This window comes from Pseudomonas sp. QLc11A (assembly GCF_052112305.1).
In the GTDB taxonomy this organism is placed as follows: Bacteria; Pseudomonadota; Gammaproteobacteria; order Pseudomonadales; family Pseudomonadaceae; genus Aquipseudomonas; species Aquipseudomonas laurylsulfatiphila.
Genome location: NZ_JAVAJJ010000014.1, coordinates 150,639 through 174,065 on the forward strand (window position 1 = coordinate 150,639; position 23,427 = coordinate 174,065).

At 61.6% G+C, this 23,427-nt stretch carries 22 protein-coding genes; 9 read left to right on the forward strand and 13 right to left on the reverse strand.

Annotation, left to right across the window (positions count from 1 at the left end; translation table 11 throughout):
* The first annotated feature begins 28 nt into the window (after window positions 1-28).
* From Q8X48_RS20360 to ppx, 5 genes are all read left to right on the forward strand, one after another.
* Window positions 29-814: a transporter substrate-binding domain-containing protein gene (locus Q8X48_RS20360; protein WP_407800067.1), complete on the forward strand. Its 786-nt coding sequence runs from the start codon at window positions 29-31 to the stop codon at window positions 812-814.
* 22 nt (window positions 815-836) lie between these two features.
* Window positions 837-1,505: an amino acid ABC transporter permease gene (locus Q8X48_RS20365; RefSeq protein WP_007978873.1), complete on the forward strand. Its 669-nt coding sequence runs from the start codon at window positions 837-839 to the stop codon at window positions 1,503-1,505.
* A complete protein-coding gene (locus tag Q8X48_RS20370) occupies window positions 1,502-2,152 on the forward strand; it encodes an amino acid ABC transporter permease (protein WP_095964293.1) in 651 nt (216 codons plus the stop codon). The genes Q8X48_RS20365 and Q8X48_RS20370 overlap by 4 nt, the downstream gene beginning before the upstream one ends.
* Window positions 2,139-2,876, forward strand: a complete 738-nt coding sequence (locus tag Q8X48_RS20375; RefSeq protein WP_007978870.1) for an amino acid ABC transporter ATP-binding protein — start codon at window positions 2,139-2,141, stop codon at window positions 2,874-2,876. The genes Q8X48_RS20370 and Q8X48_RS20375 overlap by 14 nt, the downstream gene beginning before the upstream one ends.
* 201 nt (window positions 2,877-3,077) lie before the next feature.
* The gene (ppx, locus tag Q8X48_RS20380) at window positions 3,078-4,580 is read left to right on the forward strand and encodes an exopolyphosphatase (protein WP_407800069.1); all 1,503 of its coding nucleotides are present in this window, start codon (window positions 3,078-3,080) and stop codon (window positions 4,578-4,580) included.
* A gap of 179 nt (window positions 4,581-4,759) precedes the next feature.
* On the opposite strand, the gene ppk1 is transcribed toward ppx, so the two are convergent.
* Both ppk1 and hemB read right to left on the reverse strand, forming a co-directional pair.
* The gene (gene ppk1, locus Q8X48_RS20385) at window positions 4,760-6,982 is read right to left on the reverse strand and encodes a polyphosphate kinase 1 (protein ID WP_015097316.1); all 2,223 of its coding nucleotides are present in this window, start codon (window positions 6,980-6,982) and stop codon (window positions 4,760-4,762) included.
* Between the two features lie 18 nt (window positions 6,983-7,000).
* Window positions 7,001-8,014, reverse strand: a complete 1,014-nt coding sequence (hemB, locus tag Q8X48_RS20390) for a porphobilinogen synthase (RefSeq protein ID WP_007978864.1) — start codon at window positions 8,012-8,014, stop codon at window positions 7,001-7,003.
* 207 nt (window positions 8,015-8,221) lie between these two features.
* On the opposite strand from hemB, the gene Q8X48_RS20395 reads away from it, so the two are divergent.
* Window positions 8,222-8,854: a DedA family protein gene (locus tag Q8X48_RS20395; protein ID WP_007978862.1), complete on the forward strand. Its 633-nt coding sequence runs from the start codon at window positions 8,222-8,224 to the stop codon at window positions 8,852-8,854.
* Here Q8X48_RS20395 and Q8X48_RS20400 read toward each other — a convergent pair.
* A complete protein-coding gene (locus Q8X48_RS20400) occupies window positions 8,835-10,070 on the reverse strand; it encodes a sterol desaturase family protein (RefSeq protein WP_407800070.1) in 1,236 nt (411 codons plus the stop codon). The genes Q8X48_RS20395 and Q8X48_RS20400 overlap by 20 nt on opposite strands.
* A gap of 115 nt (window positions 10,071-10,185) precedes the next feature.
* Between Q8X48_RS20400 and elbB the strand changes: the two genes are divergently transcribed.
* Window positions 10,186-10,854, forward strand: coding sequence for an isoprenoid biosynthesis glyoxalase ElbB (gene elbB / locus Q8X48_RS20405; protein ID WP_007978857.1), 669 nt, complete (start codon window positions 10,186-10,188; stop codon window positions 10,852-10,854).
* A gap of 119 nt (window positions 10,855-10,973) precedes the next feature.
* On the opposite strand, the gene Q8X48_RS20410 is transcribed toward elbB, so the two are convergent.
* The 5 genes from Q8X48_RS20410 to Q8X48_RS20430 form a co-directional block, all read right to left on the reverse strand.
* A complete protein-coding gene (locus Q8X48_RS20410) occupies window positions 10,974-11,429 on the reverse strand; it encodes a YaiI/YqxD family protein (protein WP_007978855.1) in 456 nt (151 codons plus the stop codon).
* A gap of 98 nt (window positions 11,430-11,527) precedes the next feature.
* Window positions 11,528-13,426: an FTR1 family protein gene (locus tag Q8X48_RS20415; protein ID WP_407800071.1), complete on the reverse strand. Its 1,899-nt coding sequence runs from the start codon at window positions 13,424-13,426 to the stop codon at window positions 11,528-11,530.
* Window positions 13,427-13,586: 160 nt separating this feature from the next.
* The gene (gene rhtB, locus Q8X48_RS20420) at window positions 13,587-14,219 is read right to left on the reverse strand and encodes a homoserine/homoserine lactone efflux protein (protein WP_015097322.1); all 633 of its coding nucleotides are present in this window, start codon (window positions 14,217-14,219) and stop codon (window positions 13,587-13,589) included.
* Window positions 14,220-14,455: 236 nt separating this feature from the next.
* Window positions 14,456-15,037, reverse strand: a complete 582-nt coding sequence (locus tag Q8X48_RS20425) for a mechanosensitive ion channel family protein (RefSeq protein ID WP_095964299.1) — start codon at window positions 15,035-15,037, stop codon at window positions 14,456-14,458.
* Window positions 15,037-16,947 (reverse strand): ATP-binding cassette domain-containing protein, encoded by a 1,911-nt coding sequence (locus Q8X48_RS20430; RefSeq protein WP_015097324.1) that lies wholly within the window; start codon window positions 16,945-16,947, stop codon window positions 15,037-15,039. Before Q8X48_RS20430 ends, Q8X48_RS20425 begins: the two co-directional genes overlap by 1 nt.
* Before the next feature lie 50 nt (window positions 16,948-16,997).
* On the opposite strand from Q8X48_RS20430, the gene Q8X48_RS20435 reads away from it, so the two are divergent.
* The gene (locus Q8X48_RS20435; RefSeq protein ID WP_407800072.1) at window positions 16,998-17,462 is read left to right on the forward strand and encodes a TIGR02444 family protein; all 465 of its coding nucleotides are present in this window, start codon (window positions 16,998-17,000) and stop codon (window positions 17,460-17,462) included.
* On the opposite strand, the gene Q8X48_RS20440 is transcribed toward Q8X48_RS20435, so the two are convergent.
* A complete protein-coding gene (locus tag Q8X48_RS20440; protein ID WP_407800073.1) occupies window positions 17,459-18,643 on the reverse strand; it encodes an AlgP family protein in 1,185 nt (394 codons plus the stop codon). The two genes, Q8X48_RS20435 and Q8X48_RS20440, sit on opposite strands and share 4 nt — an antisense overlap.
* Window positions 18,644-18,835: 192 nt before the next feature.
* Here Q8X48_RS20440 and Q8X48_RS20445 point away from each other — a divergent pair, with 192 nt between their 5' ends.
* The gene (locus tag Q8X48_RS20445) at window positions 18,836-19,501 is read left to right on the forward strand and encodes an FKBP-type peptidyl-prolyl cis-trans isomerase (protein ID WP_407800074.1); all 666 of its coding nucleotides are present in this window, start codon (window positions 18,836-18,838) and stop codon (window positions 19,499-19,501) included.
* A 60-nt stretch (window positions 19,502-19,561) separates the two neighbouring features.
* On the opposite strand, the gene rsd is transcribed toward Q8X48_RS20445, so the two are convergent.
* From rsd to Q8X48_RS20465, 4 genes are all read right to left on the reverse strand, one after another.
* Window positions 19,562-20,020, reverse strand: a complete 459-nt coding sequence (gene rsd / locus Q8X48_RS20450; RefSeq protein WP_407800075.1) for a sigma D regulator — start codon at window positions 20,018-20,020, stop codon at window positions 19,562-19,564.
* A 177-nt stretch (window positions 20,021-20,197) separates the two neighbouring features.
* Window positions 20,198-20,749, reverse strand: a complete 552-nt coding sequence (locus Q8X48_RS20455) for a disulfide bond formation protein B (RefSeq protein WP_126048240.1) — start codon at window positions 20,747-20,749, stop codon at window positions 20,198-20,200.
* 263 nt (window positions 20,750-21,012) lie between these two features.
* Window positions 21,013-22,251, reverse strand: coding sequence for a heme biosynthesis protein HemY (locus Q8X48_RS20460; protein WP_407800076.1), 1,239 nt, complete (start codon window positions 22,249-22,251; stop codon window positions 21,013-21,015).
* Entirely contained in the window at window positions 22,248-23,411 is a 1,164-nt protein-coding gene (locus Q8X48_RS20465) for a uroporphyrinogen-III C-methyltransferase (protein ID WP_407800077.1), read from the reverse strand. The genes Q8X48_RS20460 and Q8X48_RS20465 overlap by 4 nt, the downstream gene beginning before the upstream one ends.
* Window positions 23,412-23,427 lie beyond the last annotated feature (16 nt).

A 23,427-nucleotide genomic window follows, 5' to 3' on the forward strand; every position in this document is an offset into this window, starting at 1 on the left:
TCACTTCTTGTCGATTTGGAGATTTGCCATGACCCAGCGTTTCAGCGCCCTCCTCGCAGCCCTGTTTGCCAGCCTGATGATGACCCAGGCACCCGCCCACGCCGACGGTCTGGAGGATGTGGTCAAGCGCGGCGTCCTCAAGGTCGCCGTGCCCCAAGACTTCCCGCCCTTCGGCTCGGTCGGCCCGGACATGAAGCCCCGAGGCCTCGACATCGACACCGCGAAACTGCTGGCCGACCAGCTCAAGGTCAAACTCGAACTGACTCCGGTCAACAGCACCAACCGCATCCCGTTCCTCACCACCGGCAAGGTCGACCTGGTGATTTCCAGCCTCGGCAAGAACCCGGAACGCGAGAAGGTCATCGACTTCTCCCGCGCCTACGCTCCGTTCTACCTCGCCGTGTTCGGTCCGCCAGACGCCGACATCAAGACCCTGGACGATCTCAAGGGCAAGACCATCAGCGTCACCCGCGGCGCCATCGAAGACATCGAGCTGACCAAGGTCGCCCCCGAAGGCGTGACCATCAAGCGCTTCGAAGACAACAACTCGACCATCGCCGCGTACCTGGCGGGCCAGGTCGACCTGATCGCCAGCGGCAACGTGGTGATGGTCGCGATCAGCGAGAAGAGTCCGAAACGCGTACCGGCGCTGAAAGTGAAGCTCAAGGATTCGCCTGTCTATGTGGGCGTGAACAAGAACGAGCCGGCGCTACTGGACAAGGTCAACCAGATCCTCGTGACCGCCAAGAGCGACGGAGCACTGGAGAAAAATGCCCTGACCTGGCTGAAAGAACCACTGCCGGCCGACCTCTGATCTCGCACGCAGGAGAGACGTTATGGCTTATCAGTTCGACTTCTTGCCGGTGGTGAACAACACCGATCTGTTGCTGCGCGGTGCGTTGTTCACCCTTGAGCTGACCGCCATTGGCGCTGTGCTCGGCGTGGGGCTGGGCATCGTCGGGGCGCTGGTGCGGGCGTGGAACATCCGGCCTTTCGCGGGGATTTTCGCGGTCTACGTCGAGTTGATCCGCAACACGCCCTTCCTGGTGCAACTGTTTTTCATCTTCTTCGGCTTGCCGTCCCTGGGCGTGCAGATTTCCGAATGGCAGGCGGCGGTGCTGGCGATGGTGATCAACCTCGGCGCCTATTCGACCGAGATCATCCGCGCCGGCATCCAGGCGATCCCCCGGGGTCAGCTGGAAGCTGCGGCGGCACTGGCGATGACGCGCTTCGAAGCGTTCCGCCATGTGGTGCTGTTGCCGGCACTGGGCAAAGTCTGGCCGGCCCTGAGCAGCCAGATCATCATCGTCATGCTCGGCTCGGCGGTGTGCTCGCAGATCGCCACTGAAGAACTGAGCTTCGCCGCCAACTTCATTCAGTCGCGCAACTTCCGCGCCTTTGAAACCTACGCCCTGACGACCTTGCTCTATCTATGCATGGCACTGCTGATCCGCCAGTTGCTGAACTGGATCGGCCAACGGTTCATCGCAAGGAGCAGCCGATGAGTGATTTCACCTTCTGGGACATCGTGCGCAACCTGCTCACCGGCCTGCAATGGACGCTGGCGCTGTCGCTGGTGGCGTTCGTTGGCGGCGGGCTGATCGGCCTGCTGATCATGGTCATGCGCATCTCGGGTAAATCCCTGCCGCGCAGCTTTGCCCGCACCTACATCGAACTGTTCCAAGGCACGCCGCTGCTGATGCAGCTGTTCCTGGTGTTTTTCGGCGTGGCCCTGGCCGGGGTGGAAATCTCGCCGTGGATGGCAGCGGCGATTGCCCTGACGCTGTTCACCAGCGCTTACCTGGCGGAGATCTGGCGCGGTTGCGTCGAATCGATCCCCAACGGCCAATGGGAAGCCTCGGCGAGCCTGGCGCTGAACCCGCTGGAACAATTGCGCCATGTGATCCTGCCCCAGGCGCTGCGCATCGCCGTGGCGCCGACCGTGGGCTTCTCGGTCCAAGTGGTCAAAGGCACCGCCGTCACCTCGATCATCGGCTTCACCGAACTGACCAAGACCGGCGGCATGCTCGCCAACGCGACCTTCGAACCCTTCATGGTCTATGGCCTCGTCGCCCTTGGCTATTTCCTGCTCTGCTACCCCCTGTCGCTCAGTGCGCGCTACCTGGAAAGGAGACTGCATGCCTCTGCTTAGAATTTCCGCCCTGCATAAATACTATGGCGACCATCATGTGCTCAAAGGCATCGACCTGAGCATTGAGGAAGGCCAGGTGGTGGCGATCATCGGCCGCAGTGGCTCGGGCAAATCCACCTTGCTGCGCACCCTCAACGGCCTGGAGTCGATCAATGACGGTGTGATCGAAGTCGACGGCGAATACCTTGACGCCGCCCGCGCCGACCTGCGCAGCCTGCGACAGAAAGTCGGCATGGTGTTCCAGCAGTTCAACCTGTTCCCGCACCTGACCGTGGGTGAGAACGTCATGCTGGCGCCGCAAGTGGTGCAGAAGGTGCCAAAGGCCAAGGCTGCCGAATTGGCGCGACAGATGCTGGAGCGGGTCGGCCTGGGGGAAAAGTTCGATGCTTTTCCGGATCGGCTGTCCGGCGGCCAGCAACAGCGGGTGGCGATTGCCCGCGCCCTGGCGATGTCGCCGAAAGTGTTGCTGTGCGATGAAATCACCTCGGCCCTGGACCCGGAGCTGGTCAATGAAGTGCTGAGCGTGGTCCGGCAACTGGCCAGGGAAGGCATGACACTGATCATGGTCACTCACGAAATGCGCTTCGCCCGGGAGGTTGGGGACAAGCTGGTGTTCATGCACCAGGGCAAGGTGCATGAGGTGGGGGATCCGAAAGTTTTGTTCGCCAATCCGCAGACGGCGGAGCTGGCGAACTTCATTGGGATGGTCGAAGCGGCGGTCTGACAAACCTTCAGCGCCAGCGATACCGTCATCGCGAGCAAGCTCGCTCCCACATGGGGCCTGCGCCGGTCGCGGGATTAGAGGCAACCTGGAACCCTGTGGGAGCGAGCTTGCTCGCGATTGACCGCAAAGCGGTCACCTACGCGTTGGCGGCAGCCTTTGATCGTGGCACGATGTCGAGGTTATCGACCGAGACCCCCGACCATGCCGCAATCCCAAGCCAAGAATCTGTCCCTGATCGCCGCAATCGACCTGGGCTCCAACAGCTTTCACATGGTCGTGGCCAAGGCCCAAAACGGCGAAATCCGTATTCTCGAGCGTCTCGGGGAGAAGGTTCAGCTGGCCGCCGGCATCGACGAAGAGCGCCATCTCAACGAAGAATCGATGCAACGCGGGCTCGACTGCCTCAAGCGCTTCGCCCAACTGATCAGCGGTATGCCCACGGGTGCCGTGCGCATCGTCGGCACCAACGCCCTGCGTGAAGCCCGCAACCGCGCCGAATTCATCCATCGCGCCGAAGAAATTCTCGGCCACCCGGTGGAAGTCATTTCCGGCCGTGAAGAAGCGCGCCTGATCTACCTCGGCGTGTCCCATACCCTCGCCGACACCCCGGGCAAGCGCCTGGTGGCCGACATCGGCGGCGGCAGTACCGAATTCATCATTGGCCAGCGCTTCGAACCACTGCTGCGCGAAAGCCTGCAGATGGGTTGCGTCAGCTACACCCAGCGCTATTTCAAGGACGGCAAGATCACCCCGGCCCGTTACGCCCAGGCGTACACGGCGGCGCGGCTGGAGATCATGAGCATCGAACACGCCCTGCACCGCCTGACCTGGGATGAAGCCATCGGCTCCTCGGGCACCATCCGCGCCATCGGTCTGGCGCTGAAGGCTGGCGGCCACGGCACCGGCGAGGTCAACGCCGAAGGCCTGGCCTGGCTCAAGCGCAAACTGATGAAGCTGGGCGACGTCGAGAAAATCGATTTCGAAGGTATCAAGCCGGATCGCCGGGCGATCTTCCCGGCGGGCCTGGCGATCCTCGAAGCGATCTTCGACTCCCTCGAACTGCAACGCATGGATCACTGCGAAGGCGCCCTGCGCGAAGGCGTGCTCTATGACCTGTTGGGCCGCCATCATCACGAGGACGTGCGCGAACGTACCCTCACTTCGTTGATGGAGCGCTACCACGTCGATCAGGATCAGGCGGCACGGGTCGAGCGCAAGGCGCTACATGCGTTTGACCAGGTGGCCGAAGACTGGGACCTGGAAGACGGCGTCTGGCGCGAACTGCTGGGCTGGGCGGCCAAGGTCCATGAAGTGGGCCTGGACATCGCTCACTACCAGTACCACAAGCACGGCGCCTACCTGATCGAGCACTCGGACCTCGCCGGATTCTCCCGCGAAGACCAGTTGATGCTCGCGCTGCTGGTACGCGGCCACCGGCGCAACATTCCCAAGGACAAGTTCGCCGATTTCGGCGACGACGGCGTCAAATTGATTCGCCTGTGCGTGCTGCTGCGCTTTGCGATCCTGTTCCACCACATCCGCGGCACCCAGCAAATGCCCCAGGTGGAACTGAACGCCTATGGCAACAGCCTGGAAGTGGTGTTCCCGGAGAACTGGCTGGACGAAAACCAGCTGACCCAGGCCGACTTTGAAATTGAAGCGCAATGGCTGACCCGGGTCGACATCGTGTTGACCGCCCGCTAAGCCACCGCCCCCCTGTAGGAGCGAGCTTGCTCGCGAAAAACCTGAGGGCAACGCGTTTATCCAGGCAGTACGCATAATCGTTCACGTCCATCGCGAGCAAGCTCGCTCCTACAGGGAACGGCGCCGATACAAAAAAGGGCGATCCACATGGATCGCCCTTTTTTCACCCGCTAGTCCCGTTACCGCACGGCCAGGATCGGACTGCCCAAACGCTCCAGCAATGTCGCCTGGGCGCTGCGCGGGTTCTGGTTGCCAGTCGGTGTATTACGGACGTAACGACCGTCTGGCTGCAGGCTCCAGCTGTGGGTGTTATCGGTCAGATACAGCTCCAGCTCTTTCTTGACCCGCATGATCAGCTTCTTGCCTTCCACCGGGAAGCAAGTCTCGACGCGCTTGTCGAGGTTGCGTTCCATCCAGTCGGCACTGGAGAGGAACATCTGCTCATCGCCGCCGTTGAGGAAGTAGAAGACCCGGGTGTGCTCCAGGAAACGGCCGATGATCGAACGCACATGGATGTTGTGGGAAACCCCGGCGATGCCCGGCCGCAGGCAGCACATGCCACGCACCACCAGATCGATGCGCACGCCTGACTGGCTGGCCTTGTACAGCGCGCGGATGATCTTCGGATCGGTCAGCGAGTTGAACTTGGCGATGATGTGCGCCGGTTTGCCGTCGAGGGCGAACTGGGTTTCCCGGGCAATCATGTCCAGCATGCCCTTTTTCAGGGTGAACGGCGCGTGCAGCAGCTTCTTCATGCGCAGCGTCTTACCCATGCCGATCAACTGGCTGAACAGTTTGCCGACGTCTTCGCACAAGGCGTCGTCGGAGGTCAGCAGGCTGTAGTCGGTGTACAGGCGGGCGTTGCCGGCGTGGTAGTTGCCCGTGCCGAGGTGCGCATAACGCACGATCTCGCCCGCTTCGCGACGCAAGATCAGCATCATCTTGGCGTGGGTCTTGAAGCCGACCACGCCGTAGATCACTACCGCACCGGCTGCCTGCAGGCGGCTGGCCAGTTGCAGGTTGGATTCTTCGTCGAACCGCGCACGCAATTCGATGACCGCCGTGACCTCTTTGCCGTTACGCGCCGCATCCACCAGCGCATCGACGATTTCCGAGTTGGCGCCGGAGCGGTACAGGGTCTGGCGCACCGCCAGCACGTGTGGGTCCTTGGCCGCCTGGCGCAGCAGGTCGACCACCGGGGTGAACGACTCGAACGGGTGCAGCAGCAGGATGTCCTGCTTGCTGATCACACTGAAAATGTTCTCGCTGTTCTGCAGCAGTTTCGGGATCTGCGGGGTGAACGGCAGGTATTGCAGCTCGCGCTGGCTGTCCAGGCCGGTGATGCTGAACAGCCGCGTCAGGTTCACCGGACCGTTGACCTGGTACAACTCTGTCTCGCTCAGGTTGAACTGCTTGAGCAGGTAGTCGGACAGGTGTTTCGGACACGTGTCGGCCACTTCCAGGCGTACTGCGTCACCGTAGCGACGGGAGAACAGCTCGCCGCGCAAGGCGCGGGCGAGGTCTTCGACGTCTTCTGAGTCCAGCGCGAGGTCGGCGTTGCGGGTCAGGCGGAACTGGTAGCAACCCTTGACCTTCATGCCCTGGAACAGGTCATCGGCGTGAGCGTGGATCATCGACGACAGGAATACATAGTTGTCGCCGGCGCCGCCGACCTCTTCCGGCACCTTGATGATGCGCGGCAGCAGACGTGGCGCCGGGATGATCGCCAAACCGGAGTCGCGACCGAAGGCGTCGATACCTTCGAGTTCGACGATGAAGTTCAGGCTCTTGTTCACCAGCAAGGGGAACGGGTGCGTAGGGTCGAGACCGATGGGGGTGATGATCGGTGCGATCTCGTCGCGGAAATAGCGGCGTACCCAGGTCTTGAGCTTGGTCGTCCAATTGCGGCGACGGATGAAGCGGACCTGGTGTTTCTCCAGCTCCGGCAACAGAATGTCGTTGAGGATCGCGTACTGACGATCGACGTGACCGTGTACCAGTTCGCTGATGCGCGCCAGTGCCTGATGCGGTTGCAGACCATCGGCGCCTGCCTGTTCACGGGCGAAGGTGATCTGCTTCTTCAGGCCGGCGACGCGAATCTCGAAGAACTCGTCCAGGTTGCTGGAGAAGATCAGCAGAAACTTCAGCCGCTCCAGCAACGGGTAGGACTCGTCCAGCGCCTGCTCCAGCACGCGGATGTTGAACTGCAGTTGCGACAGTTCGCGGTGAATGTACAGGCTGCTGTCATCCAGACCGGGAATGGCCACCGCCGGCGCTGTCGCAGCGGGTTCGACGACCGCCGCGGGCGGAGCTGGCTCCAGCTCCGGCGGGGTCTCGTCGACTTGCTCCACCACCGGTTGAGCGTCTTTTACGGCAACTTCAGTGAGTACTTCGGTATTCATCGAATGTTCCTGGGAGGGCTATTTTTGCTCTCGTAACAATTGAGCGGCACGAACGGCAAAGTACGTCAGGATGCCATCGGCGCCTGCACGTTTGAAAGCGGTCAGCGACTCGAGGATAACCCCTTCGCTCAACCAGCCATTCTGGATCGCCGCCATGTGCATGGCGTATTCGCCGCTGACTTGATAGACAAACGTCGGCACTTTAAATTCTTCTTTGACCCGGCACAGGATGTCGAGGTACGGCATGCCTGGCTTGACCATGACCATGTCCGCGCCTTCTGACAAGTCCGCCGCGACTTCGTGCAGGGCTTCGTTGCTGTTGGCCGGGTCCATCTGATAGGAGGCCTTGTTGGCCTTGCCCAGGTTCAGCGCCGAACCGACCGCATCGCGGAACGGGCCGTAGTAGGCGCTGGCGTACTTGGCCGAGTAGGCCATGATCCGTACATTGACGTGACCGGCCACTTCAAGGGCTTCGCGAATCGCCTGGATGCGACCGTCCATCATGTCCGATGGGGCCACGACCTGAGCGCCGGCTTCGGCGTGGGACAGGGCTTGCCTGACCAGTGCGTCGACGGTGATGTCGTTCTGCACGTAGCCTTCTTCATCAAGAATGCCGTCCTGGCCGTGGGTGGTGAACGGATCCAGGGCGACGTCGGTGATCACGCCCAGCTCCGGGAATTGCGCACGCAGCGCACGGGTGGCGCGCTGGGCGATGCCCTCCGGGTTCCAGGCCTCCTCAGCATCCAGAGACTTGAGTTCCGAAGGCGTCACCGGGAACAGCGCCAGCGCCGGAATCCCCAGTTCGACCCACTTGGCCGCCTCTTCCAGCAACAGGTCGATGGTCAGGCGTTCGACGCCTGGCATCGAAGCCACCGCTTCGCGACGGTTTTCACCGTCCAGAACGAACACCGGCAGGATCAGGTCATCGACGGTCAGGACGTTTTCACGGACCAGTCGACGCGAGAAGTCGTCACGACGGTTGCGGCGCAGGCGGGTTGCAGGGAACAGACGGTTGGCGGGGGTAAAGCTCACGGCAGACTCCTGAGCCCGCGCAGACGGGCGAGCGTGACAGTTATAAGTGCCCATTATGACGAACGTATGACAGTTATGTGCACCCTGCGACGTGTAGCCGCATTCCATTGTCGTTGTAGGAAATGTTCACGTCGAGACACATTTGGACACTTTCCTGAATGTGTCCGAAGGGTTAGGCTGCGCGTTCATTTCGCCAGCACCCAGACAATGCTCCAACAATTTCTGCATGACTTCGGCTACTTTGCCCTTTTTCTAGGCACGTTCTTCGAAGGCGAAACCATCCTGGTACTCGCGGGCTTCCTCGCGTTCCGTGGATACATGGACATCAACCTGGTGGTGGTCGTGGCCTTCTTCGGCAGCTATGCCGGCGACCAACTATGGTATTTCCTGGGACGCAAGCACGGTCGAAAACTGCTGGCGCGCAAGCCGCGCTGGCAGATGATGGGTGACCGGGCGCTGGAGCACATTCGCAAGCATCCGGACATCTGGGTACTGAGCTTCCGCTTCGTCTACGGTTTGCGTACGGTCATGCCGGTGGCCATCGGGCTGTCGGGCTATCCGCCGGGGCGTTACCTGCTGCTCAACGGCATTGGCGCGGCGATCTGGGCCGCAGCCCTGGCGGCGGCCGCTTACCATTTCGGCGCAGTGCTCGAAGGCATGCTCGGCAGTGTGAAGAAGTACGAACTTTGGGTGCTCGGCGCCCTGCTGGTCCTGGGCCTCGTGCTGTGGCTGCGCCGGCGCTTCAAGAATGCCCGCCTGGCCAAGCAGGTCTATGCCGACGAGCAGGCCCTGAAAGCTGCGCGGACCAATACCGAAGGCCCTACGACGCCAACCGAGTGATGCGGTTTCTGCAACAGTAGAGACCGATGCCGCTCAACAGGCTGTAACTGAGCAGGCCGACCCAGCCCACCGCGCTGGCCGGCCACAGCCCCACCATCGGGGCCAGCCATGCCAATGGCAGATTCGACGCCAGCCGCACCAGCTCCAGCTTCAACGCCCACGGGCGATTCTCCAGGGCCACGCCCAGCACAAACAGACCGAATACCACCGCTCCCCAACCCAGCACCAGGGCGGTGACTGACAGCTTCGGCTCGAGATTCATCAAGTAGCTGCCCAGTGCGATATAGACGCAGAACTGCAACAAGACGTAGAGCTGCTGACGCCCTTCCAGCGGCACCTCGAATTTGCGGAACTGGTTCAGGTCCGGCTTGTTCATCGGGTATCTGGCCGCCACGTCCGCCGGGCGCCAACCCGTGCGCATGAACCAGATCCGCAGCTTGTCCCAGGTGCTTTCGGCCCGCCGCGCGTCGGCCCACAACTGCGCGTAGAACTGCACGTTCGCCCACAGGGGATTCCAGCTCGCCAGCGGCGTGGTCACGCCGAAGATCACCGGCTCGTTGTCGTCTTCTTCCTGGAACGAGCCGAACAGACGGTCCCAAATAATGAACACGCCGCCGTAGTTGCGATCCATGTAGAGAGCGTTCTGTGCATGGTGAGCCCGATGATTGGATGGCGTGACAAAAAACCATTCGAACCAGCCAAGCTTGGGAATGTGCCGCGTATGCACCCAGAACTGATACAGCAGGTTCAGCGCCGCGACACTGACGAACACCAGCAGCGGCACACCAAACACCGCCATTGGCAGATAGAAGATCCAGCCCAGGAGGAATCCGGTACTGGTCTGGCGCAACGCCGTGGACAGGTTGTAGTCCTCGCTCTGGTGATGCACCGAATGCGCGGCCCAGAGAATGTTGCGCTCGTGGCCCAGGCGATGCAGCCAGTAGTAGCAGAAATCGTAGAAGACGAAGGCAAACACCCAGGTCCAGACGCTGTCGGCCGACAACTCGAACAGCGCCAGATGCTTGAAGGCGAACGCGTAGGTCACCAGTCCAATGCCTTTGGTCAGCAGTCCCGTGGTGGTCGACAGCACGCCGGTGCTGATGCTGTTGATCGCGTCAGCCACCCGATAGTTGCTCACCCCGCGCCGACGGTCGGCCAGCAGTTCGAGGGCGATCAGTGCAAAGAAGAACGGCACCGCGTACAGAATGAAGTCCATGACGCGCCCTGATCGGAATCCTGAAGACAAATGCTATGTGTAACTGCGAATTAACCCTATGGCAACGAGTGACAAATTAGTGGACATTTAACGCCATGAATCTGGAGAAAAGCCCATGAGCAAAAAAGTTGCAGTGATCCTTTCCGGTTGTGGCGTGTACGACGGCGCCGAGCTCCACGAGAGCGTCATCACCCTGCTGCGCCTGGATCAACGCGGGGCGCAGGTGCAGTGCTTCGCACCGAACATCGCGCAGTTGCATGTAATCAATCACCTGACCGGCGAAGAAATGCCCGAATCGCGCAACGTGCTGGTCGAATCGGCGCGAATTGCCCGGGGCAACATCCAGGACATTCGTGACGCGAACGTCGATGACTTCGACGCGTTGATCGTGCCCGGCGGCTTCGGCTCAGCCAAGAACCTGTCCAACTTCGCCATTGAAGGTGCCGGCTGCACCGTTCAACCGGATGTCCTGGCACTGACCGAAGCCTTTGCCGAAGCCGGCAAGCCGGTGGGGTTGATGTGCATTTCCCCTGCCCTGGCGGCCAAGATCTACGGTCCCGGCGTCACCTGCACCATTGGCAATGACACCGACACCGCTGCCGCGATGAACAAGATGGGCGCGACCCATACCGACTGCGCGGTCAGTGACATCGTCGAAGACAAGGCACGCAAACTGGTGAGCACCCCGGCCTATATGCTGGCGCAATCGATCAGTGAAGTGGCGTCGGGGATCAACAAGCTGGTAGACCGGGTGCTGGAACTGACCCACGAAAACGACGCCTGACACCCTTCAAAAATGTGGGAGCGAGCTTGCTCGCGATGGGGCCAACACATTCAACTTTGATGTTGTCTGTAAGTCCGCTATCGCGAGCAAGCTCGCTCCCACAGGGTTCGCCGCAGGTCTTAAGAATTGCGGGCCAGCCGGGTGAGGATCCGGTCCAGCGCGTTGGCAAACGCCTGTTTCTCACGCTCGCCAAACGGCGCTGGCCCACCCCCCATCTGCCCCTGTTCGCGCAAATCGGTGAACAGGTTGCGCACCGCCAGCCGCTCCCCCATGTTCTGCGCGTCAAATTCCTTGCCCCGTGGGTCGAGCGCTGCCACGCCCTTCTTCACCAGACGATCGGCCAGCGGCACATCGCTACAGATCACCAGTTCACCAGGCACCGCGTGCTCCACCAGGTAATCGTCCGCCGCATCCGGGCCGCTCGGCACCACGATCAGCTTGACCAGCGCCAGCCCCGGCTTGGTCTGCGGCTGCCCGGCCACCAGCACCACTTCGAACTGGCGCTTGAGGGCGAACTTCACCACCAGATCCTTGGCCGCCCGTGGGCAGGCATCGGCGTCGATCCATACACGCATTGGTTTTTCCTCTGTTGAAAAGCATCGCGGGCAAGCCACGCGCCGCTAAACCTGTGGGAGCGTGGCTTGCCCGCGAAAATGAGCGCAGCGAATGCTTTTCAGGAAACCTGCACCCGCTGCTTCTCAACCACCCGACTACGACCATACAACACGACAATCGCAATGATCGCCACGGCCTGGGCGCTCAACGAATACGCATCGGCATGGATACCCAGCCAGTCAAAGTCAAAGAACGGCACCGGCCGCGTGCCGAAAATCCCGGCTTCCTGCAGCGCTTTCACGCCATGCCCGGCAAACACCACCGACAAGGCGCACAGCAGACCCGCGTTGATGCTGAAGAACAGCGCCAGCGGCAACTTCGCCGAACCGCGCAAAATCACCCAGGCCAGACCGACCAGCAGCACCACCGCCGTGGCCCCACCGGCCAACACGGCGTTGTGCCCTGCGGGACCTGCCTGCAGCCACAGGGTTTCGTAGAACAGAATCACTTCGAACAGTTCGCGATACACCGAGAAAAACGCCAGTGTCGCAAAGCCGAAACGCCCACCGCCACCCACCAGGCTGGTCTTGATGTAATCCTGCCAGGCCGCCGCGTGACGACGGTCATGCATCCACACGCCCAGCCACAGCACCATGACACTGGCAAACAACGCCGTCGCGCCTTCCAGCAACTCGCGCTGCGAACCGCTGACATCAATCACATAGGCTGCCAGCGCCCAGGTGCCTAACCCGGCCAGAAATGCCAGGCCCCAACCGACGTTGACGCTGCGCACCGCCGCCTGTTGGCCCGTGTTACGCAAGAAGGCCAGGATCGCCGCCAGCACCAGGATCGCTTCCAGACCTTCGCGCAGCAGAATCAGCAAGCCGGAAATGTAACTCAGCGACCAGCTCAAACCGTCGCTACCCAGCAAGTCGGCCGAGGCCTTCAACTTGTCCTTGGCCACGTCCAGGCGCTGCTCGACCTCGCTCACCGACAAGCCGTCCTGCAACGACTGACGGTAGGCCATCAGGGATTTTTCCGTGTCTTTACGCACGTTGGCGTCAATGTTATCCAGCGAGCTCTCGACCAGCTCGAAGCCTTCCAGATACGCTGCTACCGATAAGTCATAAGCCTGATCATGCTCGCCGGCACGATACGCCGCGATGCTCTTGTCCAGGGTGGCCGCCGTGTAGTCAAGCAGTTGTGCCGGGCCACGCTTGACCTGGGGCGGTTGCGCCCGCTGGGCACGGAACGTCGCGGCGGCTTGCGGGCCTTCGACGGCCTGCACTTCGGCCGGAGTCTGACGGGCCAGGTCGGCAATGTTGTAGGATTTGTCAGCACTGGCCGTCGCCGGGGTGCTGCTGAAGCTGGCGATATAGGTGGCAAGGTCCCAACGCTGACGATCATCCAGCTGGTCGGCGAAGGCCGGCATATCAGTGCCTTCAATGCCTTGACCGAGGGTGCTGTAGATCGCGTAGAGACTCAGGCGGTCCAGCCGTGAAGCATCACGCAGATCGGTCGGCGCTGGCGTCATGCCGACACCCGCCGGGCCGTCGCCGGCCCCTGTATCGCCATGGCAGACCGAACAATGCTGAGCGTACAGCGGTGCGCCACGCACCGGGTCCGGCGTAATGACCGGGGCCTGGCTGACTTCATAGGCCACGGCCAGCTTCGCACCCAGTTGCCGGGCCTGGCGTGCAACTTCGGCACCGTCCTGATGGGCATCAATGGAATTTCCCAGCGCGGCCAGGCTTTGCTCCAGCGCGGCTTTTTCCGGCTTGGCCGGCATGGCTGCAATCAGACTTCCCAGCGTCCTGACCGACTCTTGCTGCGCGCGAAATCCGGACGGGTCCGTGATGCTGCCCGCCTGCACCGTGCCCGGGTAATCCGCGCCGATGTAGTCGAGCAAGTGCAGCGCCTGCGGCGTACCTTCGGCGGAGGCGGCCAGCAGTTGAAAGCTGCACGCAGCCAACAGCGGCAGCAACAGCCAGGCCAGGAAACGGGAGGGGGAAATCATGAATGAATCTCAATTTGAAAAACGAAGTTACATATTGTTATCGCCCAACGGCTTTCGCTCAAGCTTTGTTGATACTTCTTCGTAATTGCATCGGTTTCGGGAACGGCTCCCCAAACGAAAAAGGCGACCATCAGGGTCGCCTTTTTTGTCAGTCGCCGTTCTACACGGCGGCTCTGCGCAACGTCGCCATAAACGCCGCCGCCCCGATGAACAGCCCGGCAAAGGTGCGGTTCATGCGCTTTTGCTGTTTCGGTGTGCGCAACAGACGCAGCACCTTGGACGCCAGACCGGTGTAGCCGGCCATGACGATCAGGTCGACGCAGACCATGGTCACGCCGATCACCAAGTACTGGATCAGGAGCGGAGCATGGGGGTCGATGAACTGCGGCAGCACCGCCAGCATGAACACCAGCGCCTTGGGGTTGCTGATGTTCACCAGAAAACCACGGAACACCAGGGCCATCGGCTTGCCGATCTGGCGCATTGAGGCGTCATCGCTCATATCGCTGGGCAGCGCGCGCCATTGCTTGATCGCGAGGTAAACCAGATACGCCACGCCAAACCATTTGATAGCGTAGAAGGCCGTGGCCGAAGCCGTGAGAATGGCGCCGACACCGGCACCGACGATCGCGATCTGCAAAGCCAGGCCCAGTTGCAGGCCCAGGGCGTTCCAGTAGCCGCGCCAGAAGCCGTATTGCAGGCCGCTGGACATCGACGCAATGGCGCCGGCACCGGGAGACAGGCTGATCACCCAGCAGGCGGCAAAAAACGCCAGCCATGTTTGAAGCTCCATTGCACACCTCGACTCGGACTCGTGACAGACGTCTAAGCTAATGCGGCTTTGATTGGATGACTACCGATTTTTTGCAGGACATGGCGACGGCCGACCAGCGTTTACAGAGGCAGGCCCCTTCGCGAGCAGGCTCGCTCCCACATTGGCTCTCAGGCGCCCACAAGATTTGTGTTCGCTGAAGATCGACTGTGGGAGCGAGCCTGCTCGCGAAAGCAATCTGTCAGGCAACAGAAGGACTACTTTTCAAACCCGCTGGAAGGAAACACATCCGTCCCGCGCCAGCGCCGCACCGAACGCTGGAAGAACAAACTGTTGGGCACCTGCACCATGGCGCTGCCAGTGCCAAGTTCTTCGGCCTCGAGCAACGTGGTGTAAAGAAGATTGATCGCCACCACCCGACCTTTGACGCCGGGCTTGTCGGTGGTGTCCACCAACTCGACCACGTCACCTATGCGGAACGGGCCGACGGTAAAGATCAGGATCGCGCACAGCAGGTTCGAGAGCACGCTCCACATGGCAAAAAACGCCACCGCCGCGACTGCGACGAAACCGGACAACGCGGTCCAGAGCACCGTGGCCGATACACCGAGTCGCTCCAGCACGAAAATCAGCGCGCTGCCCATGATCAGCCAGCGCAAGCCACCCCGCAGCGGCATCATCAATTGCGGCGGAAACGGGTAACGCTCACCAAGACGGGTCAGGCCTTTGGCGACGAAGCGCTGGGTGAAGTAGCCGGCGAGCAGGATCAGCAGGATTTGCACGCCAAGCCAGATCGGCTCGACCCACACCGCCGGCAACGGCAGCTTGAAGGCGTCCATCAGGACAGCGCCTCCAGCTCCGCCTGCATGCTTTCCAGCAATTCCAGGGCCTCCATCCACGCCTCTTCCAGCTCCGCTTCACGCACTTTCAGCCTGGCCTGCTCGGCCAGCAGATCACGCAATTCGTTCTTGCGTGCGGGCTCGTAGATGTCGCTGTCGCCGAGGCTGGTATCGACCTTCGCCAGTTTTTCGTGGAGCTTGCCCAGTTCGGCTTCGAGCTTGTCAGCCTCACGCTTGTGTGGGGCCAGTTGCTGACGCAACGCCGCTGCGGCCTGACGCTGGGCTTTCTTGTCGGTCTTGTCCGGATTGACCGGGGTGCTGCTGACCGGGGCATTGCGCTGGCGATACTCCACCAACCAGCGGGTGTAGTCCTCCAGGTCGCCGTCGAACTCTTCGACCTTGCCATCCGCCACCAGATAGAAATTGTCGGTGGTGCTTTTGAGCAAATGACGATCGTGAGAGACCACCAGTACCGCACCACTGAACTCCTGCAGGGCCATAGTCAGCGCGAGGCGCATTTCCAGGTCCAGGTGGTTGGTCGGTTCGTCGAGCAGCAACAGGTTCGGCCGGTCCCAGGCAATCAATGCCAGGGCCAGGCGCGCCTTTTCACCACCGGAAAAATTCAGCACCGGCTCGTCGATCCGCGCGCCACGGAAGTCGAAACCGCCGAGGAAGTCGCGCAGAGTCTGTTCGCGCTCGGTCGGTGCCAGGCGCTGCAAGTGCAACAACGGGCTGGCTTTGGAATCCAGAGAGTCGAGCTGATGCTGGGCGAAGTAACCGACCACGGTGTTCTCGCCACGGGTCAAGCGACCGGCCAATGGCGAGAGCTCACCGGCAAGGTTCTTGATCAGGGTCGATTTACCGGCACCGTTAGGGCCGAGCAGACCGATTCGCGCTCCCGGGGTCAGTTGCAGCTTGACCTTCTCCAGCACGGCTTTGTCGCCGTAACCCAGGCGGGCGTCGGACAGGTCGATCAGCGGGCTGGAAATTTTCTGCGATTCGCGGAAGACGAAGTCGAACGGCGAATCGACGTGGGCAGCAGTCAGCTCTTCCATCCGCTCCAGGGCCTTGATCCGGCTCTGAGCCTGACGGGCCTTGGTGGCCTGGGCCTTGAAGCGGGCGATGTAGCTTTCCATGTGCGCACGTTGCGCCTGCTGCTTCTCGTAGGCTTGCTGTTGCTGGGCCAGACGTTCGGCACGGGCGCGCTCGAAGGCGCTGTAGCCACCGCGGTACAGGGTGATCTTGCGCTGATCGACGTGGGCCACGTGGTCGACCACGGCATCGAGGAAGTCCCGGTCGTGGGAGATCAGCATCAGGGTGCCCGGATAGCTCTTGAGCCATTCCTCAAGCCAGATGATGGCGTCGAGGTCCAGGTGGTTGGTCGGTTCGTCGAGCAGCAGCAGGTCCGACGGGCACATCAAGGCCTGTGCCAGGTTCAGACGCATTCGCCAGCCACCGGAGAAGTCCCCGACCTGACGATCCATCTGCTCGTTGGTGAACCCAAGACCGGCCAGCAGCTTGCGCGCCCGGGCGTCGGCGGTGTAACCGTCGGCGCTGTCGAGTTCCGAATGCAGGCGGGCCTGTGCGGCACCGTCATGGGCCGCTTCGGCTGCCGCCAGGTCGTGTTGCACCTGGCGCAGGCGCAGGTCGCCATCGAGCACGTAGTCAACCGCCAGGCGTTCGAGGGTGTCGACCTCCTGGCGCATGTGGGCGATACGCCAGTCGGCCGGCAGGAAGCAATCACCCGAGTCCGGGTGCAGCTCACCCCGAAGCAAGGCGAACAGGCTCGATTTGCCGGCGCCATTGGCACCGATGAGGCCGGCTTTCTGGCCGGCGTGCAGGGTCAGCTCGGCGTCTTCTAGCAGACGTTGCGGGCCACGCTGTAAAGTCAGGTTCTGAAGTCGAATCATAATGGCGGCGGAGTCTACCAGCTTCGCTCGCAACTGGCGCGAGTAGCACTATGTCCTCTGACCTGTGGAGCTTTTCCCTGACCACTTACGCCCGCCCCGGTGTAGAGCAGGCATGCCTGCAATTGCAGTCGGCGGGGGTCAATGTGTGTCTGCTGCTGTGTGGTGCGTGGCTGGGACAACGAGGCGTGGCTTTCGATGAGCAGCGCTTGCAGCAACTGCGCGGTGTGGCCACCTCGTGGGACATCGATGTCGTGCGGCCGTTGCGCATCTTGCGCACACAGTGGAAAGCCGCGGCCACGGAAGACGCCGACTTGCATACCTTGCGTGAACAAGTGAAGGGACTCGAACTGGAAGCCGAACGGCATCTGTTGTTGCGGCTGGAGAGAGCGGCGCAGAGTTGGCCGCAAAATGCCGAGACCGATCTGGCGGCCTGGCTGGAAGGTGCGGCGGCCGAGGCCGCCCACCTGCACCGCGACGCGCTGCATCAGCTGCGCGTCGCGGTAACCGGCACTTAGGAAGCGCTGGTCGGGGTGGATGCTGCGATCGATGCGGCGGCCGGCGTTGGCGCTGGCGTGGCTGTCGAGGTGGCTGCTGCCAAAGTAGACGTTGCTACCGGAGCCGGGTTGGCTGGCTTGGCAGCCGGTGCGGTGGCTGGTTTTGCAACCGGAGCGGTGGCTGGCTTGGCGGCAACCGGCTTCTTCACAGCAGGTTTGGCTGCGGGTTTTGCAGCAGGTTTTGCAGCAGCAGGTTTGGCGGCAACTGGCTTGGCAGCGGCGGGCTTGGCAGCAACACCTGGTTTCGCTGCAGCTGGTTTTGCGGCTGGTTTAGCCGCAGGTTTGGCAGCCACTTTTACAGCAGGTTTTGCCGCTGGCTTGGCTGCCGGTTTAGCGGCCGGTTTTACAGCAGCTTTGGCCGCTGGCTTGGCTGCTGGTTTAGCGGCCGGTTTTGCAGCGACAGGTTTGGCAGCCGGCTTGGCAGCAGGTTTCGCAGCAGCGGTGCGGGCAGCTGGTTTGGCGGCTGGTTTGGCAGCGGTTTTTGCAGCTGGTTTGGCAGCCGCAGTTTTTGCAGCGGCAGGACGTGCAGCGGCAGGTTTGGCAGCCGTGGTTTTAGCAGCCGGTTTTGCGGCGCTGGCAGCGGCCGGTTTTCTCGCTGCAGGTTTTGCAGCAGGTTTGGCTGCGGTGGTTTTAGCTACCGGTTTGGCAGCTGCCGGTTTTGCAGCAGCAGGCTTGGCCGGTGCTTTTGCAGCCGCCGGTTTGGCAGCGGCTTTCTTCGCAGGTGCCGCAGCAGGCTTGGCCGCACGCAGGGACAACACCTTGCCGACAGCCTCTTGTACACGACCGACGCCCTGGGCCAGTTTCAGGCTTTCCTGGGCATCGCGCTTGAGTTGCAGAATGTAGCCGCGGGTTTCCGATTGACGATCCTTGAGGGCATCGAGCAGTTCCTCAAGATCGCTTACTGCGCCCTTGGCCTTGGCTTGCGCCTTGGCTTTTCCGGCCGCCGCAGCGTCCTGCAATTTGGTGCGGGACTTGTGCAGTTTTTCTTGCGCTTTTCCGCGCTGCTTTTCCAGTTTGGCGAGCAGTTTTTCAGCATCAGCCAAGGCTTCGGAACAAGCGGTTTCCAGGTGCTCGAGCAGGCTGCCCGAGAGTTGTTGGAGCAGGTGCAATGGAGTGCTTACTGGCTTCTTGGTGGCCGACATGGTTTACCTCCTGGCTGAAGTGAGTGCGGCTCATACTAGACCTCTGCAGCAACCGCCGCTAGGGCATGTTGACACTATCGAAAGCGTTGCGTTGCAAAGGACTGAAAAACTTCTGCGTCGGCGTGAAAGCAGTTCACCGTTGCGCGCATTCTCACTGGCATAATCGCCCGCAATTCAGGTCGGAGAGTGCCCATGTCGCGCCACCTTTTTTTATCGCTGTGCGTGTTTTTTTCGGTCGCCCAGGCCGCCGAAAAAACACAGGAAAATGAAGCCCACGATCTCGCTTATAGCCTGGGGGCGAGCCTTGGCGAACGCTTGCGCCAGGAGGCTCCCGATCTGCAACTTCAGGCACTCGTCGAGGGATTGCAACAAGCCTATCAGGGCAGGCCGCTGGCGCTGAAAGACGAGCAGATCCAGCAGATATTGACCGAGCATGAAGCGCGGATTGCCATGCAGTCAGCCGAGCCGCAAAGCGAATTGGCACAGGAAAAGGAACAGCGTTTCCTCGCCGCCGAGAAAGCCAGGCCCGGCGTGCGCGAGCTGGCTGACGGCGTGCTGCTGACCGAGTTGACGCCGGGCGCTGGCGCCAAGGCAGGACCCAACGGCAAGGTGCAGGTGCTGTACATCGGTCGCTTGCCCGACGGCACGGTGTTCGATCAGAACAGTCAGCCTCAATGGTTCAGTCTCGACAGCGTGATCGCCGGATGGCGCAGCGCCTTGCAAAACATGCCGGTCGGGGCGAAATGGCGACTGGTGATTCCATCGGCCCAGGCCTATGGCGCCGAAGGTGCCGGTGACGTGATCGCACCGTTCACACCACTGGTGTTTGAAGTCGAATTGCGCGGTGCCACCGGCTGACGACACAAACGAAAAACGGCGTGCCTTGGCACGCCGTTTCGAGATCTTGCAGAAAGCACTTCAGGCCTGAACCGAATCGGCTTCCTTGTGGGCTGTGTGCAACACTTCGATCAGGCAGTCTTCCAGCTCGAAGCGTTCATGCAGCAGGCCACCCAGTTCCTTGAATTTCTCGGCGACGCATTTACCTTCATCGCACAGGTCATTGAACGCGAGCAGCTTCTCGGTGATGACGTCGATGCGCGGGTAGATCGTCTCGGCAAGCTCCAGGCCACGCGTGTCGTTGAAGGCCTTGGCCTCCCCCGTCAGCTGCTCGTAGATCTCGAAGTGCCCGGCCGATACATAATCGACCAGCACGCCGCAGAACTCCTGCAAAGGCTTGCGGTCCTCACCCAACGCCTCAGGCTTTGCGCCAAGAGCGTCATAGGCCCCGATCAGTTCTTGTCGTTCCTGCAACCAGCGATCGATCAGCAGGTGCACTCCACCCCAGCGTTCCTGAGCATTCTGACAACTTTCGAGCATGGTGATCTCTCTTCCCTTGTGGGTCAGCTGCTCTATGCCCGCTCGCCTCTTGTAACATCGGTGGGCGGTCAGGCAGAGCGTCATCGAGCAACATAATTCCAATGACACGTGCGGGCCAGATTATGCCCGCACGACACTGGCTTCAAGGTACGCAGGCGATAAAGTTCATACAAGTGTTTAATCGCCGGCAAAGGCCCGGTGCGACGACTCGTCGCTGAGTGGTCGCTGATAGCTGATCCAGACCAGTCGCAACGACTGGTAAACGGCCAGAATCATCATCGCGACGAAGAACAACAGGCTCCACTCTGTGAGACTCAGGTCGAACAGCGTCCAGGAAATTTCCACACAATCGACAGCGCCCTTGAACACTTGCTGCAGGACGGATAGCCACGGAGAACCGGCGAGCAAATCCGCCAGATGGGTCGAACACGCCGCGGCCTGCTCCATCGGAAGGCTTTGCAGCAGAACCTGTCGCCACGCCGTGACAGTGCCGGCCAGGCTGCAACCAAGACTGAGCAGCCAATACAGAACGGTTCCGATGCGACCTGGACCATGGACCGAAGCCATCAGGCAGGCACCGGTCAGGAGCGCCAGACAAAACCGCTGCACCAGACACAAGCCGCAAGGCCTCAGGCCGACCGCATATTCCAGGTAGTAGGAAACGCCCAACGCCAGGGCACCCGCAATGAAAGCCATGAAAAACAAGGAGCGTGAGCAGGCCAAAGACATGGCTTATCCGTAAAAGTAGTGACAGACCGTTACGGTAGAGGAAAGCGCGGCGGCCTTTCAAGGCAGGCGCCCACGGAGACTTCAGCAGAAGTGTAGGGAAATCCCGACGCATACGAGAGGATAAAAAGTAGTCCTCTGTAGGACTTTGCCTGCGACGAGAATGAGTAACCGAGTTTCAGCGAATCATCTCACTGCGACGAGGAAGATTGCTTCCTCGCCGCAGCTCATCACACAGACGCCGGTGCCTGGCGCCAGCGAATCGGTCAAGCGCGAACTGCCACTGGCAGAGGGGCAGCGAGCAAGCGTTCATCCAGCAATCCCAGGCCTTCCTGAAACAGCTGGTTGCTGCGCTCGGTATCACCCATTTGCGCCAACAGCCGCGCCAGCTCCGCACAGGCTTCCGGATTGCGTTGTACACGCAGACTGCTTTCCAGATAGTCCCGGGCCTTGCCCCACAAACTGTTTTGCAGGCACAGACGGCCCAGTGTCAGCAGCAGGCCCGGATCGGCCGGATGGTCCTTGAGCCAGCCTTCAGCGGCCTGCAACTGGCGAGCCGGATCATTGCCGCGCACCAGCCCGTAGAGGCGAGCCAGATGACTGTCGTAGCTGCGCTTGAGCGCGGTGCGCAGGACTTCCTCGGCTTCGACCTGAGCCCCCAATTGCCGCAGTTGCTCGGCATAGGCGAGCACCAGCTGCGGCTCCTGGCGTTGCGCCGAGGTCAGTTGCTGCCAGGCACGTTCGAGCGCTTGCTGCCCCACCGCTCCGTTCTCTTCCCGTTGCGCCGCCAGGGACAGGTTCGCCCCCCAGGCCCGACGCTCCAGTTCGGTGAGTTCGGCCGCCGGCAGAACTTTGTCCTTGCGCAGCTCCGGCAGCAGGCGAATGACTGACGACCAGTCACCACGTTGCTGAAGCAGGCGCTGCAACTGACGCAGGGTCTGTGCGTTATGAGGATGGCGCTCACGCATGGCTTGCAGGGTGGCGAGGGCGCCGTCGGTATCACCGCGGTCGGTCTGCAACTGGGCGTGGTTCAAGGCGATCGCCAACTCGGCCTGAGGCTGACGCTCCAGGGCGCGCTCCAGCAAGTTGTCGCTTTCTTCGTAATTGCCTTGTTCGTTTGCGGCACGGGCCGCACCAAGGTAGTAAAGCAACGGCTGGCGCTCGGCCTCGGCAGCCCGATGCAAGTGACGTTGCGCGCTGGCCCAGCGCCCCTCGGCCAGGTCCAGCTGACCGTGCTCGATCGCCACCTGCACCCGACGGCTGCGGTTACGCCGGGACCACGGGTTGACCACCCCGCTGGAAGCCATCACCAGCTCGACCAGCGCCTTGATGCCCCAGATCACCAGCCACAGCACAGCCACCAGTGCCAAAGTAGCCCACAGGCTCGACTCATAGCGGAAGGTCTTGTAGGCAATCAGCACGTAACCGGAATGTTCGGCAATCGCCAGCCCCAGCGCAGCGGCAGCGGCAATCGCGAGGAACACGATCACATAGAGGCGCTTCATGGCGTGGCCTCCGGCGCGGTGTTCGCGGCAGGCCTGGCCATTGGCTTGACCGAATCTTCGGCGTTGACGTTGCGCCGCTCCAGGTATCCCTGCACCGCGCTCAGGGTGCCGGTCATGTCCGGGGTGACTACGGTGACAGGTTGCCTGCTCAGCTCGGCTACCTGCTCAAGCATGACTTTGCTTTGCGAGTTGTCCGGGTTGAAGTTGCCCTTGAGGATGTCCCGCGCTTCGTCCAGTACCTGGGAGTACACCGCAGCCTGACCATTGAGTGCGGCCCACTGTGCCTGCTCCAGCGCCAGGCTCAGGGCCAGGCGCACCTGAATCAGGCTCTGGCCGGCCAGCAATGGGCGAACGTTTTTATCGGCATTGAAATCGATACGGATGTAACGCGAAATCTGATCCCACCATTGCGCCCAGCGACTGGCACCATCGCCATCGGCAGTCAGGCCCAGCAGCGAGTCGCCACGGTCCTTGTACTCCGGTGCCAGCTCGGTGAGGCTGGCCACTTGATCACGCAGTGCGCCCAGACGCAGAAACAGCCCGGTGCGGTCCGGTTGCTCGGTACTGCGCAGGGCTATCAGGGTCTTGGCCACCTGCTCGCGCGCGGCAAAGGAGCCCGGATCGTTCTGCTCGCGCAGGATCTCATCGGCACCCTGGACCAGTGCCTGGGCGCTGCTGATGTCCTGCAAGGCCGACAGTCGCAGGCTGGCCAGACGCAGCAAGTGCTCGGCCTCGGCCAGGCGCCAGTCCTTGCGACTGGCCCCGAGTACGGTTTCCAGACGCTGGTTCAAACGCTGCTGATCACCTTGCAGCTGGATCACCAGGCGACTGCGTGCTTCCAGCTCATCGGCAGGAGGCAATTGTGCCAGGCGCGCGCTCAGGCGTTCCTCATTGAGCTTGAGGCTCTGCGCCTGGTCATTCAGCGCCTGCACCTGACTCAGTTGCTGCTGATTGTTGGCCTGCAGGTGACGCACCTGCCAGACACCCCAACCGCCCACCGCTACACCGGCCGCACCCAACATCAGCGCGAGGATTGCCAGACCATTGCCTCGACGCTGCTCGGCAGCTGGTGGTGGTGGCGGCATTTCATCTACAGGTGCATCAACAGGTGCATCAAGCACCGGTCGCGAGTCATCTTTAGGCAAGGCTGTTTCGCTCACGTATCCATCCTTTGCA